Source organism: Mycobacterium sp. (genome assembly GCF_052145595.1).
Lineage (GTDB): Bacteria > Actinomycetota > Actinomycetes > Mycobacteriales > Mycobacteriaceae > Mycobacterium.
Map to the genome: position 1 here is coordinate 23958 of NZ_JBKQOI010000279.1, position 20072 is coordinate 44029.

The 20072-nt window shown below is 65.5% G+C and carries 20 protein-coding genes and 1 tRNA gene; 8 read left to right on the forward strand and 13 right to left on the reverse strand.

Annotation, left to right across the window (positions count from 1 at the left end):
- Positions 1-74 precede the first annotated feature (74 nt).
- From ACLP4W_RS24155 to ACLP4W_RS24165, 3 genes are read left to right on the forward strand one after another with little or no spacing between them, the layout of a single operon-like run.
- The gene (locus ACLP4W_RS24155; protein ID WP_442389950.1) at positions 75-1361 is read left to right on the forward strand and encodes an MFS transporter; all 1287 of its coding nucleotides are present in this window, start codon (positions 75-77) and stop codon (positions 1359-1361) included.
- A gap of 41 nt (positions 1362-1402) precedes the next feature.
- The gene (locus ACLP4W_RS24160) at positions 1403-2176 is read left to right on the forward strand and encodes a TIGR03084 family metal-binding protein (protein WP_442389921.1); all 774 of its coding nucleotides are present in this window, start codon (positions 1403-1405) and stop codon (positions 2174-2176) included.
- Entirely contained in the window at positions 2173-2652 is a 480-nt protein-coding gene (locus ACLP4W_RS24165; protein ID WP_442389922.1) for a hypothetical protein, read from the forward strand. Before ACLP4W_RS24160 ends, ACLP4W_RS24165 begins: the two co-directional genes overlap by 4 nt.
- A 30-nt stretch (positions 2653-2682) precedes the next feature.
- Here ACLP4W_RS24165 and ACLP4W_RS24170 read toward each other — a convergent pair whose 3' ends face one another.
- The 6 genes from ACLP4W_RS24170 to ACLP4W_RS24195 all read right to left on the reverse strand — a co-directional run bounded on the left by ACLP4W_RS24170 (position 2683) and on the right by ACLP4W_RS24195 (position 11730).
- Positions 2683-3888: a PPE domain-containing protein gene (locus ACLP4W_RS24170; protein WP_442389923.1), complete on the reverse strand. Its 1206-nt coding sequence runs from the start codon at positions 3886-3888 to the stop codon at positions 2683-2685.
- Between the two features lie 10 nt (positions 3889-3898).
- A complete protein-coding gene (locus ACLP4W_RS24175; protein ID WP_442389924.1) occupies positions 3899-4195 on the reverse strand; it encodes a PE domain-containing protein in 297 nt (98 codons plus the stop codon).
- A 183-nt stretch (positions 4196-4378) separates the two neighbouring features.
- Positions 4379-8458, reverse strand: coding sequence for a type VII secretion protein EccCa (gene eccCa, locus ACLP4W_RS24180; protein WP_442389925.1), 4080 nt, complete (start codon positions 8456-8458; stop codon positions 4379-4381).
- A 2-nt stretch (positions 8459-8460) separates the two neighbouring features.
- Positions 8461-9957, reverse strand: coding sequence for a type VII secretion protein EccB (eccB, locus tag ACLP4W_RS24185; protein ID WP_442389926.1), 1497 nt, complete (start codon positions 9955-9957; stop codon positions 8461-8463).
- A 52-nt stretch (positions 9958-10009) separates the two neighbouring features.
- Positions 10010-10336 (reverse strand): DUF2710 family protein, encoded by a 327-nt coding sequence (locus ACLP4W_RS24190; protein WP_442389951.1) that lies wholly within the window; start codon positions 10334-10336, stop codon positions 10010-10012.
- Between the two features lie 77 nt (positions 10337-10413).
- Complete coding sequence (locus ACLP4W_RS24195) at positions 10414-11730, reverse strand: DUF5631 domain-containing protein (protein WP_442389927.1); 1317 nt, start codon at positions 11728-11730, stop codon at positions 10414-10416.
- A gap of 82 nt (positions 11731-11812) precedes the next feature.
- Between ACLP4W_RS24195 and ACLP4W_RS24200 the strand changes: the two genes are divergently transcribed.
- Entirely contained in the window at positions 11813-11956 is a 144-nt protein-coding gene (locus ACLP4W_RS24200; protein ID WP_293316320.1) for a hypothetical protein, read from the forward strand.
- A 24-nt stretch (positions 11957-11980) separates the two neighbouring features.
- On the opposite strand, the gene ACLP4W_RS24205 is transcribed toward ACLP4W_RS24200, so the two are convergent.
- The 6 genes from ACLP4W_RS24205 to ACLP4W_RS24230 all read right to left on the reverse strand — a co-directional run bounded on the left by ACLP4W_RS24205 (position 11981) and on the right by ACLP4W_RS24230 (position 16275).
- A complete protein-coding gene (locus tag ACLP4W_RS24205; protein WP_442389928.1) occupies positions 11981-12292 on the reverse strand; it encodes a DUF2694 family protein in 312 nt (103 codons plus the stop codon).
- On the reverse strand, positions 12289-12606 hold the full coding sequence (locus ACLP4W_RS24210; RefSeq protein ID WP_442389929.1) for an ESX-1 secretion-associated protein: 318 nt from the start codon (positions 12604-12606) through the stop codon (positions 12289-12291). The genes ACLP4W_RS24205 and ACLP4W_RS24210 overlap by 4 nt, the downstream gene beginning before the upstream one ends.
- 14 nt (positions 12607-12620) lie before the next feature.
- Positions 12621-14099, reverse strand: a complete 1479-nt coding sequence (locus ACLP4W_RS24215) for a DUF4226 domain-containing protein (RefSeq protein ID WP_442389930.1) — start codon at positions 14097-14099, stop codon at positions 12621-12623.
- Positions 14100-14247: 148 nt separating this feature from the next.
- The gene (locus ACLP4W_RS24220) at positions 14248-14610 is read right to left on the reverse strand and encodes a DUF4226 domain-containing protein (RefSeq protein WP_442389931.1); all 363 of its coding nucleotides are present in this window, start codon (positions 14608-14610) and stop codon (positions 14248-14250) included.
- A gap of 46 nt (positions 14611-14656) precedes the next feature.
- Positions 14657-15493, reverse strand: a complete 837-nt coding sequence (locus tag ACLP4W_RS24225) for a C40 family peptidase (RefSeq protein WP_442389932.1) — start codon at positions 15491-15493, stop codon at positions 14657-14659.
- Positions 15490-16275, reverse strand: a complete 786-nt coding sequence (locus ACLP4W_RS24230) for a helix-turn-helix domain-containing protein (protein ID WP_442389933.1) — start codon at positions 16273-16275, stop codon at positions 15490-15492. The genes ACLP4W_RS24225 and ACLP4W_RS24230 overlap by 4 nt, the downstream gene beginning before the upstream one ends.
- Before the next feature lie 144 nt (positions 16276-16419).
- Here ACLP4W_RS24230 and ACLP4W_RS24235 point away from each other — a divergent pair, with 144 nt between their 5' ends.
- The 4 genes from ACLP4W_RS24235 to ACLP4W_RS24250 all read left to right on the forward strand — a co-directional run bounded on the left by ACLP4W_RS24235 (position 16420) and on the right by ACLP4W_RS24250 (position 19697).
- On the forward strand, positions 16420-16836 hold the full coding sequence (locus ACLP4W_RS24235) for a WhiB family transcriptional regulator (RefSeq protein ID WP_442389934.1): 417 nt from the start codon (positions 16420-16422) through the stop codon (positions 16834-16836).
- An 80-nt stretch (positions 16837-16916) separates the two neighbouring features.
- Positions 16917-18299 carry an acyl-CoA dehydrogenase family protein gene (locus tag ACLP4W_RS24240; protein ID WP_442389935.1) on the forward strand — a complete coding sequence of 461 codons (1383 nt, stop codon included), beginning with the start codon at positions 16917-16919 and terminating at the stop codon, positions 18297-18299.
- Between the two features lie 61 nt (positions 18300-18360).
- The gene (locus tag ACLP4W_RS24245; RefSeq protein WP_442389936.1) at positions 18361-19359 is read left to right on the forward strand and encodes a pirin family protein; all 999 of its coding nucleotides are present in this window, start codon (positions 18361-18363) and stop codon (positions 19357-19359) included.
- Positions 19356-19697, forward strand: coding sequence for a GNAT family N-acetyltransferase (locus ACLP4W_RS24250; protein ID WP_442389937.1), 342 nt, complete (start codon positions 19356-19358; stop codon positions 19695-19697). Before ACLP4W_RS24245 ends, ACLP4W_RS24250 begins: the two co-directional genes overlap by 4 nt.
- Positions 19698-19791: 94 nt before the next feature.
- Here ACLP4W_RS24250 and ACLP4W_RS24255 read toward each other — a convergent pair.
- A tRNA-Leu gene (locus tag ACLP4W_RS24255) sits at positions 19792-19874 on the reverse strand.
- Positions 19875-20072: the final 198 nt, after the last annotated feature.

The following is a 20072-nucleotide window of genomic DNA, read 5'->3' on the forward strand; positions in this document are numbered from 1 at the left end:
TGGTGGGCCGGCGTCGACCGCGGCGATCCTGCAAAACCCCAAGCGTGAAAGTCGGTTCGGTGATTCAAACCCGGATGAACTCGGGCGCACACGTCGATATTTGGCGGTCGGTGCGCAGCTTGCCGGATTTCTGGCGACTGCTGCAAGTGCGCATGGCGAGTCAGTTCGGTGACGGTCTCTTTCAGGCGGGTTTGGCCGGAGCGCTGCTTTTCAACCCGGATCGAGCCGCCGACCCGATGTCCATCGCGAGCGCGTTCACGGTGCTGTTTTTGCCCTACTCCCTGCTGGCACCGTTCGCGGGCGCGCTGATGGACCGCTGGGATCGACGGCTGGTGCTCGTCGGCGCCAACGTGGGCCGACTGCTCCTGATCACCGGGATCGGCACCATTCTGGTCATCCGCGCCGGAGAGACACCGCTGCTGATCGGAGCGTTGCTCGCCAACGGCCTGGCCCGGTTTGTCGCGTCCGGACTGTCGGCGTCCCTGCCCCACGTGGTGCCGCGCGAACAAGTGGTGACGATGAACTCCGTAGCCACCGCGTCCGGCGCCATCGCGGCTTTCCTGGGCGCCAACTTCATGCTGGTGCCCCGCTTCTTCGTCGGCGCCGGCGATCGGGGCGCCGCGGTCGTCATCTTCATCGCCGCCATTCCGATGTCGATCGCGTTACTGCTGTCGTTCCGCTTCGGTCCCCGCGTACTGGGCCCGGACGACACAAAGCGCGCGATCCACGGGTCCGCCGTTTATGCGGTACTCACCGGCTTATTGCACGGCGCGCGCACGGTCGTGCAGCGCCCAACGGTCGCTGCCACCCTGTCCGGCTTGGCCGCGCATCGGATGGTGGTCGGGATCAATTCGCTGGTGATGTTGTTGCTGGTCCGCCATTTGCCGGCTCCCGCCGCGGGCGGCTTGGGTATCGCATTGCTGTTCTTCGCCGCTTCGGGTCTCGGAGCTTTTCTGGCCAACGTGCTGACACCGTCGTTGGTGCGCCGCTGGGGCCGCTACGCCACGGCCAACGGCGCGTTGGTGGCGGCCGCGATCATCCAGATCCCCGGCGCCTTGCTGCGGCTTCCGGTGATGGTACTGTGCGGCTTCTCTATCGGCGTGGCCGGTCAAGTGGTCAAGCTGTGCGCCGACTCGGCGATGCAGATCGACGTCGACGACGCTCTTCGTGGACACGTGTTCGCAGTCCAGGATGCGCTCTTCTGGGTGGCGTTCATCGTCTCGATCACGGTTGCTGCGGCTTTCATTCCCGATGACGGGCGCGCGCCGGGGTTTGTGCTGTTCGGGTCCGTGTTGTACGTGATCGGGCTGGCCGTCCACAGCGTCCTCGGCCGCCGCGGCCAGCCAGCGAACAATGGCTAAGGTACACACGTGATTTCCACGTCGGATTGTCGGAGGCATTGATGGCCGGTCCCGGGCCGATGGTGGCTGATCTGCGTGCCGAGAGTGACGACCTCGATGCGCTATTGGCACCACTTCCAGCGCACCGCTGGGCCGATCCGACGCCCGCGCCGGGCTGGACCATCGCCCACCAGGTCGGACACCTGCTGTGGACCGACCGGGTCGCGCTGACCGCGGTTACCGACGAGGCGGCGTTCGCCGACGCGCTGAAGGCCGCCGCGGCGGACCCGACTGGCTTCGTCGACGCGGGTGCCGAGGAACTGGCGGCCCTAGCGCCCGCCGAGCTGCTCGCCGAGTGGCGGGTCACCCGCGAGCGGTTGCACGAGGCGTTGCTGGCGGTGCCCGAGGGCCGCAAACTGCCGTGGTTCGGGCCACCGATGAGCGCGGCGTCGATGGCTACCGCGCGGTTGATGGAGTCGTGGGCACACGGTCTTGACGTCGCCGACGCCCTTGGCGTGAAACGACCCGCCTCAGAGCGGCTGCGGTCCATCGCGCATCTCGGGGTGCGCACCCGCGATTACGCCTTCTCCGTCAACAATCTGGCTGCGCCGACCGAGGCGTTCCTGGTCGAGCTGCGGGGACCCAGCGGCGACACCTGGTCCTGGGGACCGCCAGACGCCGCCCAGCAGGTCACCGGCTCCGCCGAGCACTTCTGCTTTCTGGTCACCCAGCGGCGCCCGCTCAGCACTCTTGACATCGCAGCGCACGGTCCAGACGCGCAGCGCTGGCTGGAGATCGCTCAAGCCTTCGCCGGCCCGCCCGGCCCCGGTCGATGAGCGCGCGAGCGCACCGGCATGAGCGGATCGTCCGCGCAATCACGTTCATCCTCGCCGTCACCGTCGCCGTCACGGCAGCGTTGTGGCTGTTGACCCGCCACCATCAGCACCCGGACTGCTTGAAGGTGCGAGCGATGATCGACTACAACAAGTCCCAACGGCAGGCCTTGGCCAATGCGTTTAATCCCGAGCGGGCAGCCCAACCGAGCCTTGACGATTACCAGCGCTGGGCCGACAACATGCAGGCTTACGCAACATCGATCACCGATCCTCAGCTTGCCCCGCACGCCCACCGGCTAGCCGACGAGACTCAACAGTTTGTGTCTCTCAATGCCCGGATACGCAACGACACGAGTGTTCCCGCTGACGCCGACGCACCGCCCTCGTGGGCCCAGACCTACGCCAACCTGAATCAACAGTTCAACGACGAGCTCGGGATACTCGACAAAGCCTGCCCAGCCCCCAACGCGCGCTAGACGCTAGCGGCCGACGCACCCACCAACCCGCTACTGCGGGTCCGTCGGATCGCCGTCAAGGACGATGCGGGCGCTCCTTACGGCGTCTTTGTCGGATTCGCCGCCACTTCCGCGAGCCAGCATGCCGGCCGGTGACATCGGCATCGGAGCCCCGCCCATCCCAGTCGAGACCGTCGGCCCGCGTACTTCTGCGGCGTTGAGCACGCCCGCCCGCAGACCGACCGGCCGGCCGGCGGTCTCCGGCTCGAAGCTGCTGGTGGGCCGGGTATAACTGGTCAGTCCGGCGCCGGGGAAACCGCCGATCCCGCCCGCGCCGCCCACGGATGCGGCACCAACGCCACCCGCGGCTCCGCCGCCGGCCAGCACGGGTTCGGCGATGGCACCGGCCGAAGCAGCATTCGGGGCCCCCGCCGACGAGAACATTCCGGTCATCGACTGCATCAGCCCTTGCGGCAAGCTCGATATGCCCTGAACCGCCTCCATCGGAGCCTTGACCACTTGCTGCAGGGGTTCACTCGCGCTGGACACCATCGACATCGGCTGCTGCAAGAGCGAACTGAACTGGCCCCCCGCATCGGCGGGTGCAGAAGCTGCCTGCCCGGCGCCCTGGCCGGCCTGAGTCGATACCTGCATTGCGTCGCTCATGCCGGTCTGTGCGGCCGCCTGCGCCACCGCCTCCCCGGCCGCCGCCGGAGCGGCCGGCGATGCCCCGATCGGGGCGACGGGCGGAGGAACGGCCAATGCGGCGGTGAGCGCGCTCAGCGCGGCGGAGTACGCCCAGCCGATGCCCGAATTGTGCGGCCAGTGTTCGCCGAAGTACTCCGTGTCCCGTTCGATGATCGCCGGGGTGTTGAAACCGAGAAAGTTGGTGGCATTCAAGACGGCCCATTCGTCCCGGTTGGTCTGCGACACCACCGACGGGATCACTGATGACCTTGCGGTCGTGAAGGCCTCCACGGCGGCTTGTGTGACGCCGATCTTGTGCGCCGTCCAGCCCACCAGCGTGTGCAATCCGGCGTTGAGTCCGGTGCTGGCAACCAGCGAGGCAACCGAACCCAAACCCTGCCAGTTCACGGCCGTGACCAGGGAATTAATCGTCGACAGGCCGGCCGACAACTCCTTGTGCGCGGTCTCGGTGACCCATACCGCGGTGTTGGCCAACACCGACGCCGGGTTGCCCGCCTCGAAGATCAGCGCTACCTGCTCCGGCGGACCTGTCCACCTAGGGTCGGGCATTGCTGAAGGCTTACAGCTTGGCTGCGTTGATCAGATCGGTCGCGGTGGCGGTGGTAGAAGCCAGGCCTTGTGCACCCGCGAAGCCGGCGCGCTGCCCGGCGTGCTCGGTCACTGTGGCCAGGTAGGCAGCCCCAGCCGCGTTCAGCGCGGCCGCGAACTCCGCGGAGTCGGCGTCCGGCGCCATCGGCATCACCCCGGTGAGCGCCGCCGATCCGGCCGCCGTGGTCGCCGCCATCTCCTCGCTGATCCCGGTTTCTGCGGCCGACGACATGTCGACGGCACCCGTAACCATTCCAAACCCGTCCATCTGTGCCTCCCGTGTCCTAGTCGCCCTGTTTCACCCGTAGAGGTGTTTACCCCTAGCTCGGGCTCCCCACCAGGCGCGTTATCGCCGCCGCAACGTTTCGCGGATTTGCCCGATTCTAAGGTGGTCATCGACAGGTGTCGAATCACTCTTTTCGCGAGCGACGAGCACCCAGCCGGGGTCGGCCTATTCCGGCGCTCCTACCAGGACTCCTTCGATAGCTCCGTCGGTCGTTACCAGTAGGCCACGGCCCGGGGGCAGTTGCTGGGCGCTCACCCTGCCGAATACTTTCACCGCTGCCGGGTCGTTATCCATGAATAGCGTGGGCGCGCGCGAACTGGTCAATTTTTGCAGGAATGGATTCGTCACCGAAACGCCTGCCCAGTTCCCCGGTAGGCGCGAGGCGATGACATGCAGCCCTATCTCGCGGCTGCGTTCGATCAAACCCCACAACGGCGCCGTCGCCGCGGCCTTGCCTATCACGCCGTGCGGACGAAGCTCCTGCTCGTCATCGATCAGGATGAAATGGTGCGGACCCTGCCATGCGCTTCGGTTCAGCAACTCTTCCTGGGTCAGACCGGAGGGTGGAAGGCGGTCGCGCATGATTTCCGCTAGTGCCCCGATCAACTCGTCGATGTCGTCAGCCGTGTAGGCGTACGCGTGTACATGTGGTCCCTGGATCTTGCCGATAAGTGATGTCTTGGGATCGATGATGGTGATCTGCGCCTGCTCGGGCGTAAGCCGGCTCATGATTGCCCGCCCAAACGCTGCCAGCGTCGTGGTCTTCCCGCACAGCTGGCGGCCCACGACGAGCATGTTGGGCATGTTCCGGGACCCCAAAATCGCTGGCTGCAAGGCGCTTTCGCCAATCGCGAAGGGGATGTTCAGGGGGTCGGCCGCCTGGGGAGTATCTGCGAAAGCAGCGATAACCTGGCTGAGCTCAATCCGCTCGGGCAGTCGCGCCAGCCTCTCCAGCCTGCCGGCACCGGTCAGCTCACCGATGAGCGAGCCGATCTCTCGTGTGGGCACTCTCGCACCGCCGGCACCGGTGATCTCCGGCACCCCGACCAGCAGTTCGTGGCCGTCGCGGGTGACCCCAAAGCCAGGTTTGTCCAGCGTGTTACGGGCGGCCTTTCTGCGCTCGAAGCCCTCTCCCATCTGCGTTTCGTCGGGATTGCTCAGCCGCAGTTGGATGCGGGCGTTGGACACGTTGACCAATTGCTGTTTTTGACCCACCAGCCACGCCGTCGCACTGGTGATGACATGGACTCCATAGGACAGGCCCTGACGGGCGATCGTGACCAGACGGTCACCCATCGCGGCTGCCTTGTCATAAAGGTCGCTGAAGTTGTCGACGACCAGGAACACATCGCCGAACTTGTCGTCAGGATCGGTTCGACCATCCCTGTCCGAGCCGAACCGCCGTTCCCGGAATTCGGAGATGTCGATTTGGTACTGCTTGAACGACGCCTCGCGGGCCAGGATCAAACCCTCGATCGACGCGATGGTCCGCGACACTCCCTCGCTGTCTGTCTGGCTGACCACGGACGCGACGTGAGGTAGCTCTTCGACCGCGTACAGCGATCCCCCGATGCAGAAGAACGTGACCCGTTCGGGCCGATACATCAGCGCCGCCGAGGTCATCAATGTCATCAACGTAGTGGACTTACCGCGCTGAGCCGTCGCGACCACCATGATGTTGTCCATCTCTGCGTCGATGGCGTGCACCCGTTGGGAGTGCTCCTCTGGAATGTCCGCAATACCCACCGGAAAAACCAGCCCCGGGTTCTGTCCGTAGTCGACGTCCCAAGGCTTACCCCGCCAGCGGGCGACCAGAGCATCGACTGGCTCGCTGACTTCCAAAGGTGGTAGCCAAATCTGGTGCGGAGGACGCGCGGGGTGTGAAATGAGTGACTCTCGGACGACGTCGACGAGCTTCTTCTTGCGGAACCCATCGGCGTGGAAGAGATACTCGTCGGGCTCGTCGGGCTCGTCGGCCACGGCCAAAGCCGCACTGTCGGCTTCGCTGAGCGGTTGGTAGGCCCACGTGAACGCCCGCGGCTGGGAAAAGCTCACGGCCACCGTCTTGTTCACGTTGACGACCCGCTTGGGCACCACGAAGGGCGCCGACACATAAAAGCACCGGAACTGCTCCAGATCCCGCGGCCCAACCTTGAGCAAGGCGTACCCGTTCTCCTTCGAAGGAAGGTGCAGCGCGGCGTCGCTGCCGATCACGTCCCGAGAGTCCTCCGCGGTCTCGGCGCGCAGGGCCACCCGAAAGGCAATGTTGCTCTTGGCTTTACTCAGCGACGAGAGATCCAGCCGCTGGCCGCCGAGGGTGAAGAAGACATTGCAGCCACGACCCTCCTGCCCGATGTGGATGACCAAATCGATCCACTCCGGATGATGAATGAACAGCTCCAGGTACTCGTCGATGATGACCAGGAGGATCGGCACCGGCTCCAGATCCCTTCCGGCGAGCCGCATCTCCTCGTACTCGTTGGCGTCGCGCGCACCGGCGTCCTTGAAAAGCCGATAACGTCGGGCTATTTCGCCATTGATGGCCTTGCGCATCCGCTCGGCCAGGTGGCGGTCGTCCTTGCCCAAATTGGACAACGAACCAGCGACGTGCGGAAATCCTTGCAGGTCCTGAGCCGCCGATTCGAACTTCATGTCAACGAAGATGACGATGAAAGCCTCCGGTGAGTGAGTCAGGGCTATCCCGCTGCACAGCGACAGGAAGTACTCCGACTTCCCGGAACCAGACGTCCCGATCACCACGGAGTGAAAACCAAAGCCGCCAAAGTCTTTGGCGCGCAGGATGATGTACTGCAGCTCCCCACCTTGCTTGACGCCGACGGGCACCATCGCCCACTTGTGGTCCCCGCGGCCGCGGCTCTCGGCCCACAGTCTGTCGACGTCCAGCTCTCGCGGGTCGCTGATTCCCAGCGCGCGCAGCAGTTCGCCGCCCTGACTGTCGGTCTCCGACAATTCCCCGGCACTCATCGGAGACCAACGGGCGAGCGCCCGCGCGTACCGATTGGCGGTGCTCTCGGCGAGCATGTCGGCGACGGCATAAAAAGCTCCGCGGTGGGAGAGCCTGCCTTCACGCAGCCCGAAACGCTGGCTGTCGTCGGCGAACCCGACTCCGACGCCGGCCCGGGACGCCAGCCGCAACACGGTGATGCCGGCCATACCCTTTTGCCCGGTCACACCCTCCCATTGCTCGGGTGTGCCGACGTTGTCGTCGACGATCACCCAGTGCGGGCCCAGCGGCAGGCCCGCAGTCGACTCCATCGGCGAGGGCATCGACGTCGGGCTGGTTCCGGCGGGTGGCGCCCACGGTCCACGGCCCTTGCGGTGCAATTCGGCGTCGAGCGCTTCTTCCAGCTCGGTCGGAGACGCGAACACCAGCCGGCGCAGTCCGCACGCGTCGAACATCTCGTCGTGCTGGTTGTGCGGTAGCCACACCAGCCAGGACCACAACTCAGGATGCCGCGTGACCACCATGAGCTTCAGATCGTTGGGACCGTGGTAGACGGCGAGGGAGCACAGTATCGACCGAGCGAGACCCTGCAGTTCGGCCGGATCCTCGCCGATGAAGCTGAATCCGGGTTTGGATCGCATGCTGAGCACTTTGCCGATTCCGCGAATCTTGCTCTGTTCGAGAATGAAATCCCTTAGCGCGCCACCTGTTACGGGTTCGAGTTCTTCACCGATCGGGACATCGGGCCACTGCAGTGACACCGCCGATTCGCCGGCTTGCTGGACGCCGATCCCCAGCCGGACATCGAGGAAATCCGGATCGCCCGGGCGCCGCTCCCACATCCGCGGGCCACCGATGACGGTGTCCAGTTGCTGCGGGTCACCATGTACGAAGAGCTGGTTGCGTCGCTGATCCTGCGCGGCGCGCTGCACTTCGTCGCGGTCCTCGTCGAGTTGGCGTAAGTAGCTGCGGCGCTGCTTTTCTTGCTCCCCCCAGCTGATCCGGCGCCCGCGCCCGAAGCGGCCGCTGAACATCAGAGTGCCGAAGCCGACCAGCCCGATCATCGGGAAGAATCCCGATTGCAGCGATCGGATCCCCGACGCGTACATCACCACCAGGGTGCCGATGATCCCTACCAGCAGCGCTGGAAGCGCGATCATCAGCAGGATGTTGCGGGGCTCACGCTCGGGCAATGCCAGCGGCGCAGCGACCGCGATTCGCACGGGCGGAACGCTCGGCGGTGGCTTGCGGGCGCCACGGATGAAACCTCGTTTCGACATACTTAACCCCCAGCGGCCTGGTCATTGGCGTCTGGAATGGGCGCCACGGCACCATTTCCGGCTATCATGTCGCGCGCGACTAGGGCGGCGTCGCGGCCGATCGCCGGTCCAGCCGCGAAGGTCCGCACTATGGGCCAAGGCGCTTGCATGGCAAGTCGTGGATCCAGAGCCAGCGCCTGCAGGGTCTTTTGATCCGATTGGATCCCGTACCGAACGCCCTGCGTTGAAACCCAATACAGACTTTCGCGACTGTCGGCCGTACTAACACCACTCGTCGTCGCAACGAAGTTCGCTGCGCCCGGCAACACCAACGTCTGTTGCGCCTCGGGTGATTCGGGGTCGCGGTTGTCGCGGACCAGCTGCACCAAACGGGAATCCATGCTGATCGGGACCGGCAGACCCCGCCCGCTGAAGAGGGTGATCCTGGCCTGCGGGTCGCTGGATTGCTTCTCCCAGCCGACGCACGTTACCGGATTGGCCGCTGTGTCAATGAAATCCAGCTTGCCCGAAGGGTAGTAGTCGACATCGAGCACGTCGACGACCGGGATCTGGATCAGCTTGTCCGGGGCAACCAGGGTGGGCGTCGTCGAACCCTCCGCGTCCGCGGTGCGCAGCAGGTCCGCGACGAAGCTGGTGATCTTCTGCACACCGCCCGGCAGCAGCACGTAAAAGCCGTTGACGGCGCCGCCCGCATCGCGGGTTTCCAGCACGCTGCCCACCGCCGTGCCGGGCAGCCACCGCGATGGCGTCCCGTGGCCCGGAATTACCGGTACCACAAGGGGTTCCGTTGACGGCATCCCATCGAAGAGGGCATTGGAGATCTCGATCGGATACGTCACCCCGGGGTCAAGGCCGAGATTGAACGTCACTGATCGGTCGGTTGAATCGATGCGGGACCGTTGCCCTTTCCAGATCACGTAGGTCGCGCCCTTATGCGTCGCAAGGACGGCCTGCGTCGGGCCCATAGCCGCGGACCTTCCGAACGGCGACAGCTCGCCAGCGATGGATGTCACCACCGGAGCCGTGCCGCTGCCCCGGTTGGCCGCGGTGTCGCAGACCGACCACGCCGACACGGCGCTCGATGTGACCGGCAAGCTGTCGGGTATCCCGGGGATGCCGATCATCGGGCCGGTCGGGTACTTGGCGATTTCGCTTGCCTTGACCCAGGTCGGAGCACCGGGACTGCCGACGGCCAACCGCGCGGAGGTCAGGTTGAGCGCGGGGTAGAGGCGCCCATTGATCTTCGCGTAAACCGCGCCGGTGTCACGGTCGCCGATGATGGCCGATTCGCCGACCAATCCCGACGGCTTCATGACATGCAGTAAGGCCATCCAGCCGACGCCGATGAGCACGAGCACGATCGACAACGCCACCGCCGCTTGCTGCTTGCGATCGTCATGCTTCATCCGCACGGAAAACCTGGTAATCGCAGCCCTCAAGCGCCGGTTGTAGAACAGGTGCCCCGAATTCTGGTCCCGGTTGGACAGATTAAGTGGCACAGTCATTCTCCTTTTGGCGGTCGATGCGGATTTGCTGCATCGAAACCGACGTTCACTGCAACTGGCCTCCGTACCTTGCCCGGTTTTCGGATTCGGCCTCTTCACGCAGCGCCGCTATCGCGACGTTCAATCTATCGGCTAACTCCCCGTGGGCGTAGCCGGTCACCACGCCCGGATGCAGCGTCAACTTCAGCAACCTGCCGTCGGCATTTACGACGACCTGGATGTCGCCCAGGTCAACGCTGTACGTGATCGTTTCGGCCTGCGCGACAAGGGCTTCCCACTTGTCGGCCGCCTCGCTCAGTTCACGCAGTACAGCTTCGACGAGATCTCGGTCCCTCAGGTCGCTCCGCTCACTCCGACTGCCCGATCCCGACACGGTGTCAGTATCGTCGACCCCTCCGACCAGCGTCAATTCATCACTTAGCGGGTAACTACCGGCCCCGGGACCGGCTGTCACGGCTTCGCGGCCCACTGGCTACGCGGTGGTTCGCAGAGCTTCCGGAACCAGGCGAGGTGATAGTTCGCCGAGACCGAGTCTCCGGCGACGCAGGCCTCGGTGGCCGCCAACAGCAGGCAATTGAGCAGCAACGCCGGCTCGACGTCCGGATATTGGTGGAGGAGCTGGTAGCGCGCGGTATCAAGATGAACCCGCAACACGTCGGCTTCTTCGTCTACGACGCCAGTTCCCCCAGCAGCGGCCTTGGCCAGCGTGTGCGCCATTCGTGGCAGCCCGTCGCGCCAGTGCGTGGCCCGACCCAGCTCCCATCCCAGATCGTCGATCACCGGCAGCTCGCGGGGCTCAACCGAGGGTTCCGTCGCGGCGAAATCAGTCGGCCGGCCCACGGGATCGCCGGGGGTGTAGGTCACGACCCGCGTTGCATCGCCGACCAGTGCGGGCACTTTGCCCCCGCGTCGCCCGGGTCCCAGCAATCGCACGCCCGCGGGCAGCGTGATATCCGGCGGAATCCAGCCGTGGGCGAGGTCGGTGACCAGAACCGTCGTGCCGTCCGTGCAATCGCCGATCGCCCACCTCAGCCGTGGTTCCTGGCGGACGACGAACGCGAGGAGCCGCTGCAATCGTTCGCTTGCGGATTCGGTGTCAATCCCGGCTGGCGGAGCCGCTGGGATCGCGGCCCCCGATTCTGGAGTGATCGTGGGCTTATCGCCGTTGTCGTCGGTGGGGGCTCCAGAAGCTGTGTGCCGGGCGCCGGAATCATCGGGGTCATCGTCCCCAACGGCTGCCGGCGCATCATTGTGTTCGCTCTCGGTGGGCCCGAGCGTGTCGTGGGCGCTCTCGGCCGGCTCTTCGACCGGGGGTTCCACGGGCGTCACGGCGGGTATGACCTGGGTCGTGTCGAGATCCGGGCCGGCAAGATGGCCGCCATCTGGCTGGCGCGAGTAGTCCGGCAGCCCCCCGGCCTTCACCGCATGCAAATCACGGACCGCCGATTCGACCCGTCGCGCGGCGCGGGCGCGGGCCTCATCGACGACGCGGGCTTCTTCTGCCTGCCGCGCGAAATCAGGCAGTCCGGCTCGCTTGATCATCTTGATCTGTTCGTTGGCGCCATTGGATATCCGCTGCAGGTCGGTCTTCAGATACTCTGCGAGCGCGGCGGTTTCGGCAGTGACCGGGGACAGTTCGGCAGGCCAAAGCCCCCCCGTCACCCAGGGGGTGCAATCGATAGGAGAGCTGAAGGCCGGAATCGCCAGTGATTCTCGAGTCGCTCTCCGGAGGCGCTGGCGCGCCGTTATCCGACCGAAGATCGCCACCGGCCCAGCCTACCGGCATCCAATGGGTGGTCTATTCAGTCCGTGAATTGTGCAGCCGCAACGGCCTGGGTAGCGTGAGGACATGGCTGATTCTGCGCTGCAGCAGCAACTCGACGAAGTGCGCGCTCTCCTGGCCCGCGCGCGAGAGTTATTCGGCCCCAATCCCATAGAGCCGCCCACCGATATCGCGCCCGATCCCGATGCGGCGAAGACCTGGCTGCTGTAGGCGGTAAGCCCGTTTTCAAGTCGCTCAGTACGCGCTGTCGCGGCGACGCAGTTTGTGTGCAACAAGTTTTTCGATAGCGGCATCGAGATCGTGCGGGGTCGGAACCTCCGCCGACGGGGTGTGCCCGGCTGCCAGGATTTCGTCGCGGATTTCCAGCAGCGCCTTGAGGCAGGACACATCGGCGGTCAACAGAATGCCTTGTGCCAGGGTCTCGGCGTCGGTATCCAGCGCCTCCTCGCTCAGCGCGACGCTGTGCATGTAGCCACCGCGGCAGGAGCGGACAAGGATCTGCCCACTAGGGTGAACCGTGTCGAAGGCGGGATTGGCGTCTGTCATCGACCGCCGTCAACGATGCCGCCGAGCTCACGTGCAGCATCTTCGTCGTGCTGTTCCCACATCGTCGCCGACACAATTAGTTTGGCCGCCATGTCGGCGTGGTCGTCGGCTTGTTGCTCGTAGCATTGCCGCCTGAGCTCGAGCAGGTCGCGTCCCGCATCGCGAAGTTCGCCGAAGATCGGCCCCAGCGAGTCCAGGCTCTCCTGGATCGCGGCATGCGACGACGGGACGGTACGCAGGTAGTCGGAGGTCTCCTGGTGGTGCGCAGCGGCTTCCCGTAAGTGCGCGGGCACCACATGGATCGAATCTGCCATCTGCTGTCTCCTGTTCATGCGCTGCCGGCCAAACCGGCCGGCCGGGTGGGTGTCGGTGTGTCGGAGCTAGCCGGCGCGCTGGCGGTCGCCGCCGCCGGCGGATGCTCCCAGCCTAGAAAGCTCGGCCCACTCACGGTGGCAATGTGCTGAATCTGCCCGTCGAGAAGGGCTTTAGTGTGGCCGAGAGCGAGGGCGTGGCGGTCGGTGAACATGCCTATGTCGCCGGGTGTGACCTGCAGCGGGTCGATGGGGTTGGTGACCGCCGTTCCCGGTGGGGGAATCGCAATTCCCTGCTGATGGAATGCATCGGCGATTGGCGCCCCGCCGACCGCGGCTTTGATCGCCGCGGCCAGCTGCGGGCTGGCAGCCGTCACCGTCTCACCGTCGGGCAGGGTCACCGTCGTCGGGCCCGCCGGCGGCGATTCGCGCTGGTCCGCTGACGCGTTCTCATCGCGGTCGTCCTGGTCGTCTTTGTGGTTGTCGGTGTGATGACTCGAGTCCGGGTCTTGGGAGCCCAGTGGCCCTTCGTCAGCCAGATCCCGTGATGTCGGATCGGTCCTGCCGCCTTCCGACGGCCCGGAAAGCGGTGACCCGCCCGGCACACCCCAGCCGGCCATGGAGCTCGGCGCCGTGCCCGGGCCGGGCACTAGCCCCGTCCCGATGCTCGGGATGCTTGGCGATACCGGCCCCATCGGCGTCGCCGGTGCTGTCCCGCCCTCCGTCGGAGCCTGCCCCGACGCATCCCCGGCCGGCGGGCCGGGATCGCCAGCGAACAACGAGTCCAGCAACGGATCCCATCCGGTGTCGGGATCGTCGGATGGCCGTTGGATGGTGCCGCGCGGGGGTGCGGCACCAGGGGCGGCCGATGGCGGCGGTTGGTCGCCAGAAGCGTTAGGTCCGCTCCTGGAGGCGTCGTAGAGCGACGTCCATGCGGCCATCAACGCTGATTTAGACGTGTCATCCAGACTCGCGTTCAGGACCACCGCGCGAATGTCTTTGAGCTTGCCGATGAGGAACCGTTGGAAATCGCGTGCGCCCGCCGGAGTATCGAGGTCCGATCGGGTTAGCACCGCGGCTTCGGTCTCTTGCTGCAAGTTGATCAGCGCTTCCCTGCCCTCGACGGTCTTCAGGTGTGCGTTCAAGATGGCCGAAACCACTTGCATGTCGAGCTGAGAGCTTGTCGAATTCTGGTGTGCTAGAGCAGCTTCGGCGCCAGCGATGGCTTCGGCGGCATCGCCCTTCTCTCGGTCCGGGGAGGGTTCCGGTAGACCCGGCAGCCGCCCCGAGGGCGGGCCGTCCGGCAAGGCACCGAACAAGTCCGAATGGTGCTGGCGGATCTTGCGCAAGATCGCATCGAGTTCGTCAGAACGCGTCGTTGGGGTGATTACGGCAGCCACCTCATTCGGCGCCAAACCGGTCTGCCACGCGTTCGGATCGCCGGTGCGATCCCGGATGAACTTCACCGTGCCGAGTAGCTCGTCGTACGCTGACATCGTCTAGGCAAACGGCACTGCGTCCCAAAGCGGGCCCTGCTGCGCACTGTGTCGTGACCCTTCCATGTGGGGCGACAGTACCCAGGCACATTCCTGGCGACAATTCACCTTCACGCGGTTGTGAACGAACGGCATACATGGGAACTCGCTAGCCCGCGGGCCCGCCATACTGTGCCCGCAAGCCGTCCAGCACAGTCTTTTTCGCGCGACCGAGCGCGTGCGCCTCCGCCACCACTGCCGCGATCTCATGTTGTTTGGCAAGCAGAAACCGCTGAAATTCCCGCACCCCCATCGGGGTATCGACGGCGAGGTCGGCCTGTCCGGTTGCCGCGCGGTCGATCTCCTCGGCGATCGCGTCCAGTCGCCTGATGCTCTCGCGTGTCGCGGCATGGGCGCTGGCAAGCACGTCTGCCAGGACGCGGTCGCCGTCGGCGGCCGTGCCGTGTTGGCTCGCCAGCGCTGACTGCCGCGCCCGCATGGCGCTCAGCGAAGGTCCGGCTTGTTCCGACACCGGTTTAACCTACTCGTCGTGCACACATGCTGGCAGTCATTGTTTGTCATAGCGGCCGGCGAATCGCAACGTTGCTGCCCAGTCGACCGATTCGCACCGAGGCACCCGAATAGGGCGCCTCGACAACCAGATTGTCGCCGATTGCCATCTGTACGTGTCCGGCGTGAGGAAAGACGAGATCACCCGGCCGGACTTGCGAACGGGGCACCGGGATGCCGTCGTTTATCTGCTCGTAGGTGGTGCGGTCCAGGTGAACACCCGCCTGCGCGTAGGCCCACTGGACCAGCCCGGAACAATCGAACTGGTCGGGCCCGGTCGCGCCCCAGACATAGGGGTGTCCCAGTCGGGACAGCGCGGCGCGCACCGCGAGTGCGGCGCGACCGGTCGGCGACGGCAGCCGCAATCCCGCCAACCAGGGCCCACGATGGTGCATCAGCAGGTAACGCAGCGCCCGCAGCGCCATGGAATGCTGCCTTGCCCGCAAGCGGGCCGACAGTACGTGAGCCCGCTGCGCGCGCAGTCGCGCCACCCGACGGCGCACCGCGTCGCGCTGGGCCATCGGCGTTGTCGGGGTGACGGTTTCGTCGGCGCGGGCCTCGTCGAGGACGCTTTTGGTGAGCGCACGGGCCTGGGCCCGATCCCGGTGCGCGCTGGCGATGATGCCGGCGGCCTCGGCATCGGTGCGGGCCGCCGACAGCAGCCGTCGCCGGCTGTGGTCCACAGCGAGCCGGTAACCGCCATGTGCCACGCCGTTGTTCAGTGTGGCGGCGTGCCGCAGCAACCTATCGTGCAGCGCCGTGCCCGCGTCCAGCGTCGGGTGCCAACTGCTGCCGGAGAACATTTGATGAGCGCGGGTCAACACGTCGACTTCGCTTTCGATCACTGTTCCCCCTCGTTTCCCCGATCGGTCATGTCCTGACTCGTCGACTCGACCGCCTCGGCGAAGGCACGAACGCGGGGGAGCGCTCCCGGAGGGATCAGTCCCCGGTTGCGGATATCCCACATTTCGTCGCTGCCGACACCGACCAGCGCCGCGATGATCGTCTCCGGCAATGACGACTGCTCGCATGCCCGATCGAACCGCGTACCCAGGCTGGTGGGCATCCGCTTGAGCAGGGCCCTGCGCGTCGCCTCGAGCGCCTGCAGGTGCTCCATGAGCCGGCCAGTCGAATCGGCGCCGGCGTTGACGGCGACCCGCCAGGAGCTGGCGGCCAGCATCTCCGCCTTCACGCACTGAGCGATCACAGACAGAATATACGTCTCATATTCGTTTGATGTCGTCGCAGGCAGTCGATCGATGACCGATTTGAGTGCGTCCAGTTGTGCTTCCGCGTAGCCTTCCAGCACTTCCGTATCGCTGTGGCGGTCGACCACCACCGCGCCGGCGGGCCTCGCGGACGCACTGGCAGGTGGCTGCGCAGCGATCAGTCGGGCCAACTCGGCCTGCGGATCGGCGGCCACCAACAACCGAGAATAGGTGCCCGGCGGCAGGCCGAGCCCATTTTCAACCTTCTGAACTGTGCTTTTGTGCGGCTTGCGGGCGCCGCGCTCCAGAAAGCTCAATCCCATGATGCTGACGCCAGTCGCGGCGGCAAGCTCTGCCAACGACCAATCGCGCGACTCGCGCAACGCGCGGACGGCCGCACCGGCCGATTCACGGCTCACCGCACGCTCCGGCCATAAGCCGGATATTACACATGCCTACGTCACGTTCCAGCGTATATACGTTTTTATCACGTTTCTCTTGCGCAGGCACCGCATCTGTGTATACGCTTTCGCCTACGTTTCACGCTTGACAAGGAGACCGCCATGGGACACCCCTGCGCAGACAACCCGGAACTATGGTTCGGCTATCCCGACGACGACGGTGGTGATGGCGCGGCAAAGGCACGCGCTTACGAGCGGTCAGCCACCGAGGCGCGCATCCAATGCCTGCGTCGCTGCCCGTTGGCGCAGCAGCGTCGGTGCGCCCAATACGCCATCACGCACCGCGAGGAGTACGGCGTCTGGGCCGGCGTCAAATTACCCGGCGGCCAGTACCGGAAGCGCCAACAGCTCGCTCAGGCCCACCATGTCTTGCAACGCATCGCGGCCGGCGAGATCAGCTCCCGGCAGCTGCCCGAAAACGCGGCTCTGCTGGCACGTCACGAACACGTTCCCGTTCCGGTGTCCGCGGTGGTGTTGCACCTGCCCACCGCGCAAGTGGGACCGCGTTCGGCCGCCTGACGAGCCCGCCGGTAGTTTGCTGAACCAGCCAACGGGGTAGACGGGGTCGGCAAGGACCGCGTCGACCCGAAGGCGAATCAATGACGTTCGACCTGACACCGACCGCGGCACAACACGACCTGGCCCGGCGCACGCACAAGTTCGCCGAGTCGGTGATCCGCCCAGTCGCGCTCGACTACGACCAGCGGCAGGAGTTTCCCTGGCCCGTGCTGGAGGAGGCGGCCCGGCGCGGCTTCTACAGCCCGCTCTTCTACCGCGACTTGATCGGTGACCCGACCGGCATCTCGTTGCCGATGTTCATGGAGGAGCTGTTTTGGGGCTGCGCCGGAATCGGTTTGGCGATTGTCATGCCGGCGCTGGCGCTTTCGGCAATCGGTCAGGCTGCGTCCCCGGAACAGATGCTTCAGTGGGCACCCGAATGCTTTGGCACGCCGGGCGATCTCAAACTGGCGGCGTTGGCCATCTCCGAACCCGAGGGCGGCAGCGACGTACGGAATCTGCGCACTCGCGCGCGCCGCGACGGTGATGACTGGATCATCGACGGCCACAAAATGTGGATCGGCAACGGCGGCATCGCCAATGTGCACGTGGTCAACGCGGTGGTCGACGAGGAACTCGGCCACCGCGGCCAGGCGCTGTTCGTGGTACCCGGCGGAACGCCCGGGCTGCAACTGGTGCGAAAACTCGACAAGCTCGGGTGCCGGGCGTCCCACACCGCCGAGTTGCTGTTCGAAGGAGTCCGCGTTCCCGAAGCCAATTTGCTCGGGGGACAAGAGAAACTTGAACACAAACTCGCCAAAGCCCGGGAGGTTGTGGCCGGTGGAGAACGTTCCGGGTCGGCGACGTTAGGCACCTTCGAGCAGACCCGCCCTATGGTAGCCGCCCAGGCGATCGGGATCGCGCGTGCCGCATTGGAATACGCGACGTGGTATGCAACAGAGCGGCAGGCATTCGGCGGGCCGATCATCGACAACCAGGGCATCGCTTTTCCGCTGGCGGACCTGGCCACCCAGCTTGACGCCGCTCGACTGCTGACCTGGCGTGCCTCGTGGATGGCGGCTAACGGGGTGCCCTTCGAGCGGGGCGAGGGATCGATGTCGAAACTCGCCGCCAGCGAAGTGGCCGTCAAGGCCACCGAACGCGCCATCCAAACCATGGGTGGCTGGGGTTACATCACCGATCACCCGGTGGAGAAGTGGTACCGGGATGCCAAGCTATACACCATCTTTGAAGGCACCAGCGAGATTCAAAGAATGGTGATCTCCAACGCGCTGGGTGCCGCCGTGGGGACCCCGCCGCTGCACGTGGTGATCGAGCCGACCGGTGGTCCGTTGAACCGCATATTCGGCCGTGGCACCCCGCTGCGATCCCGCGCATCCGATGCCGCGCTGTCGATGCAGGACCGGCTGCCCGAACCCGTCATGCGGCTGGCCATGAAAGCGCTGCGGCCGCCCGGAAGGTAGGCGGGCCAAGGGTACTGTCGCGGTATTGGCGCCGTATCGCGACGACGACGGAGGGTTCACGATGAGCAACCTTGAAGCCGCGCCGGCCGAAGTCGTCTGCGCCAATTCACACAGTCCAGGCACATCGCCGTTGGTGCAAGTCTTAACTCCGCGAGAGGTTCCGCTGGGCGGGCCGCGGGCGATCCGGGTGCGGCGCACGCTTCCGCAACGACAACGCTCGCTGATCGGCACCTGGTGTTTCATCGACCACTACGGGCCCGTGTCGACACGCATGGATGTGCCGCCCCACCCGCACACCGGATTGCAAACGGTCAGTTGGTTGTTCAGTGGGGGAGTGGAGCACCGCGACAGCGCCGGCGTCCACGCCGTGGTCCGACCCGGCGAGCTGAATCTGATGACTGCGGGCGCGGGCGTCTGTCACTCCGAGGTGTCGATGGAGTCGGATGCCGTTTTGCACGGTGTCCAGCTCTGGGTGGCACTGCCCGATTCGGATCGCGACACCGGTCGCGACTTTGCCCACTACGTTCCCGCGCCGATTGCGCTGCCGGGTGCGGTTGCGCGGGTATTTCTCGGGGAACTGGCCGGCAGCCGTTCCCCGGTGCACACGTTCACTCCGCTACTGGGTGCCCAGATCGATCTGGTCGCGAACGCACGGCTGGACATCGAGGTCGATCCGGCATTCGAACACGGTGTGCTCTGCGATTCGGGGAGCGTGCACCTGGGCGGGACTGGCCTGGCGGCCGGCGACCTCGGTTACCACGGTCCGGGCAGTTCGTCCCTGCACTTGCACAACACGGAGGATCGGCCCGCACGCGTTCTGCTGCTGGGAGGCACCCCCTTCACCGAACAGCTGGTGATGTGGTGGAACTTCGTCGGGCGCAGCCACGACGACATCGTCGGCTACCGCCGACTGTGGGAGGACGGCAACGACCGCTTCGGCGCCGTCCAGGGATATCGAGGCGCAGTTACCCGGCTGCCCGCCCCACCGCTGCCGACCACCCGGCTGCAGCCTCGTCCGATACCGTCCACCAACGCCGGAACGAAAGGGGAGCACAGATGACCGCCGATAAGACCGGCGCACAAACCACCGTCACCGCGGAGGAGGGCAGGTACACCATTGCCGTGGAGGGCAAAACGGTCGGTCTCGCCGATTTCGCTGACCGTGGCTATCAGCGCGTCTTCTACCACACCGAAATCGATCCCGAATTCGGCGGACGTGGCCTGGCGACCATCCTGGTCGAGGAGGCACTGAATGCGGCTCGGGACGACGGCAAGCGCGTCGTTCCGGTGTGCTCCATGGTCGTCACGGTCCTCAAGAAGCATCCGGAATTCGACGCCATCACCGACCCTGTCACCGCCGAGGTCAAGGACTGGGCGATGACGCAACCGCATGCTTAAGCAGACGAAGCGCGGCTCGACCTGGCTTCCCCGTGCGACGTTCAGCGTCGATCGCGACGGTTTCTCTGAGCGATGACTCGACTCATCACAACGGTGGGCGAAGGGGGACTTGAACCCCCACGTCCCGAAGGACACTGGCACCTGAAGCCAGCGCGTCTGCCATTCCGCCACTCGCCCGGAAAACGACCGATGGACCATACCACTGTAATAGCCGTGTGCCCCAATCGCATCGGAGGGCCGGGCAGCCGTTCCCGCGTTGTACGGCTGCTACGCGAATGGCTCTGAGCTGCACGGATACAATTCTCAGAGTTCCCGAGGTGCCGTGGCATCGCGGTGGCCCGATAACATGCTGAGGTGATGCAATACGCGGGCGGT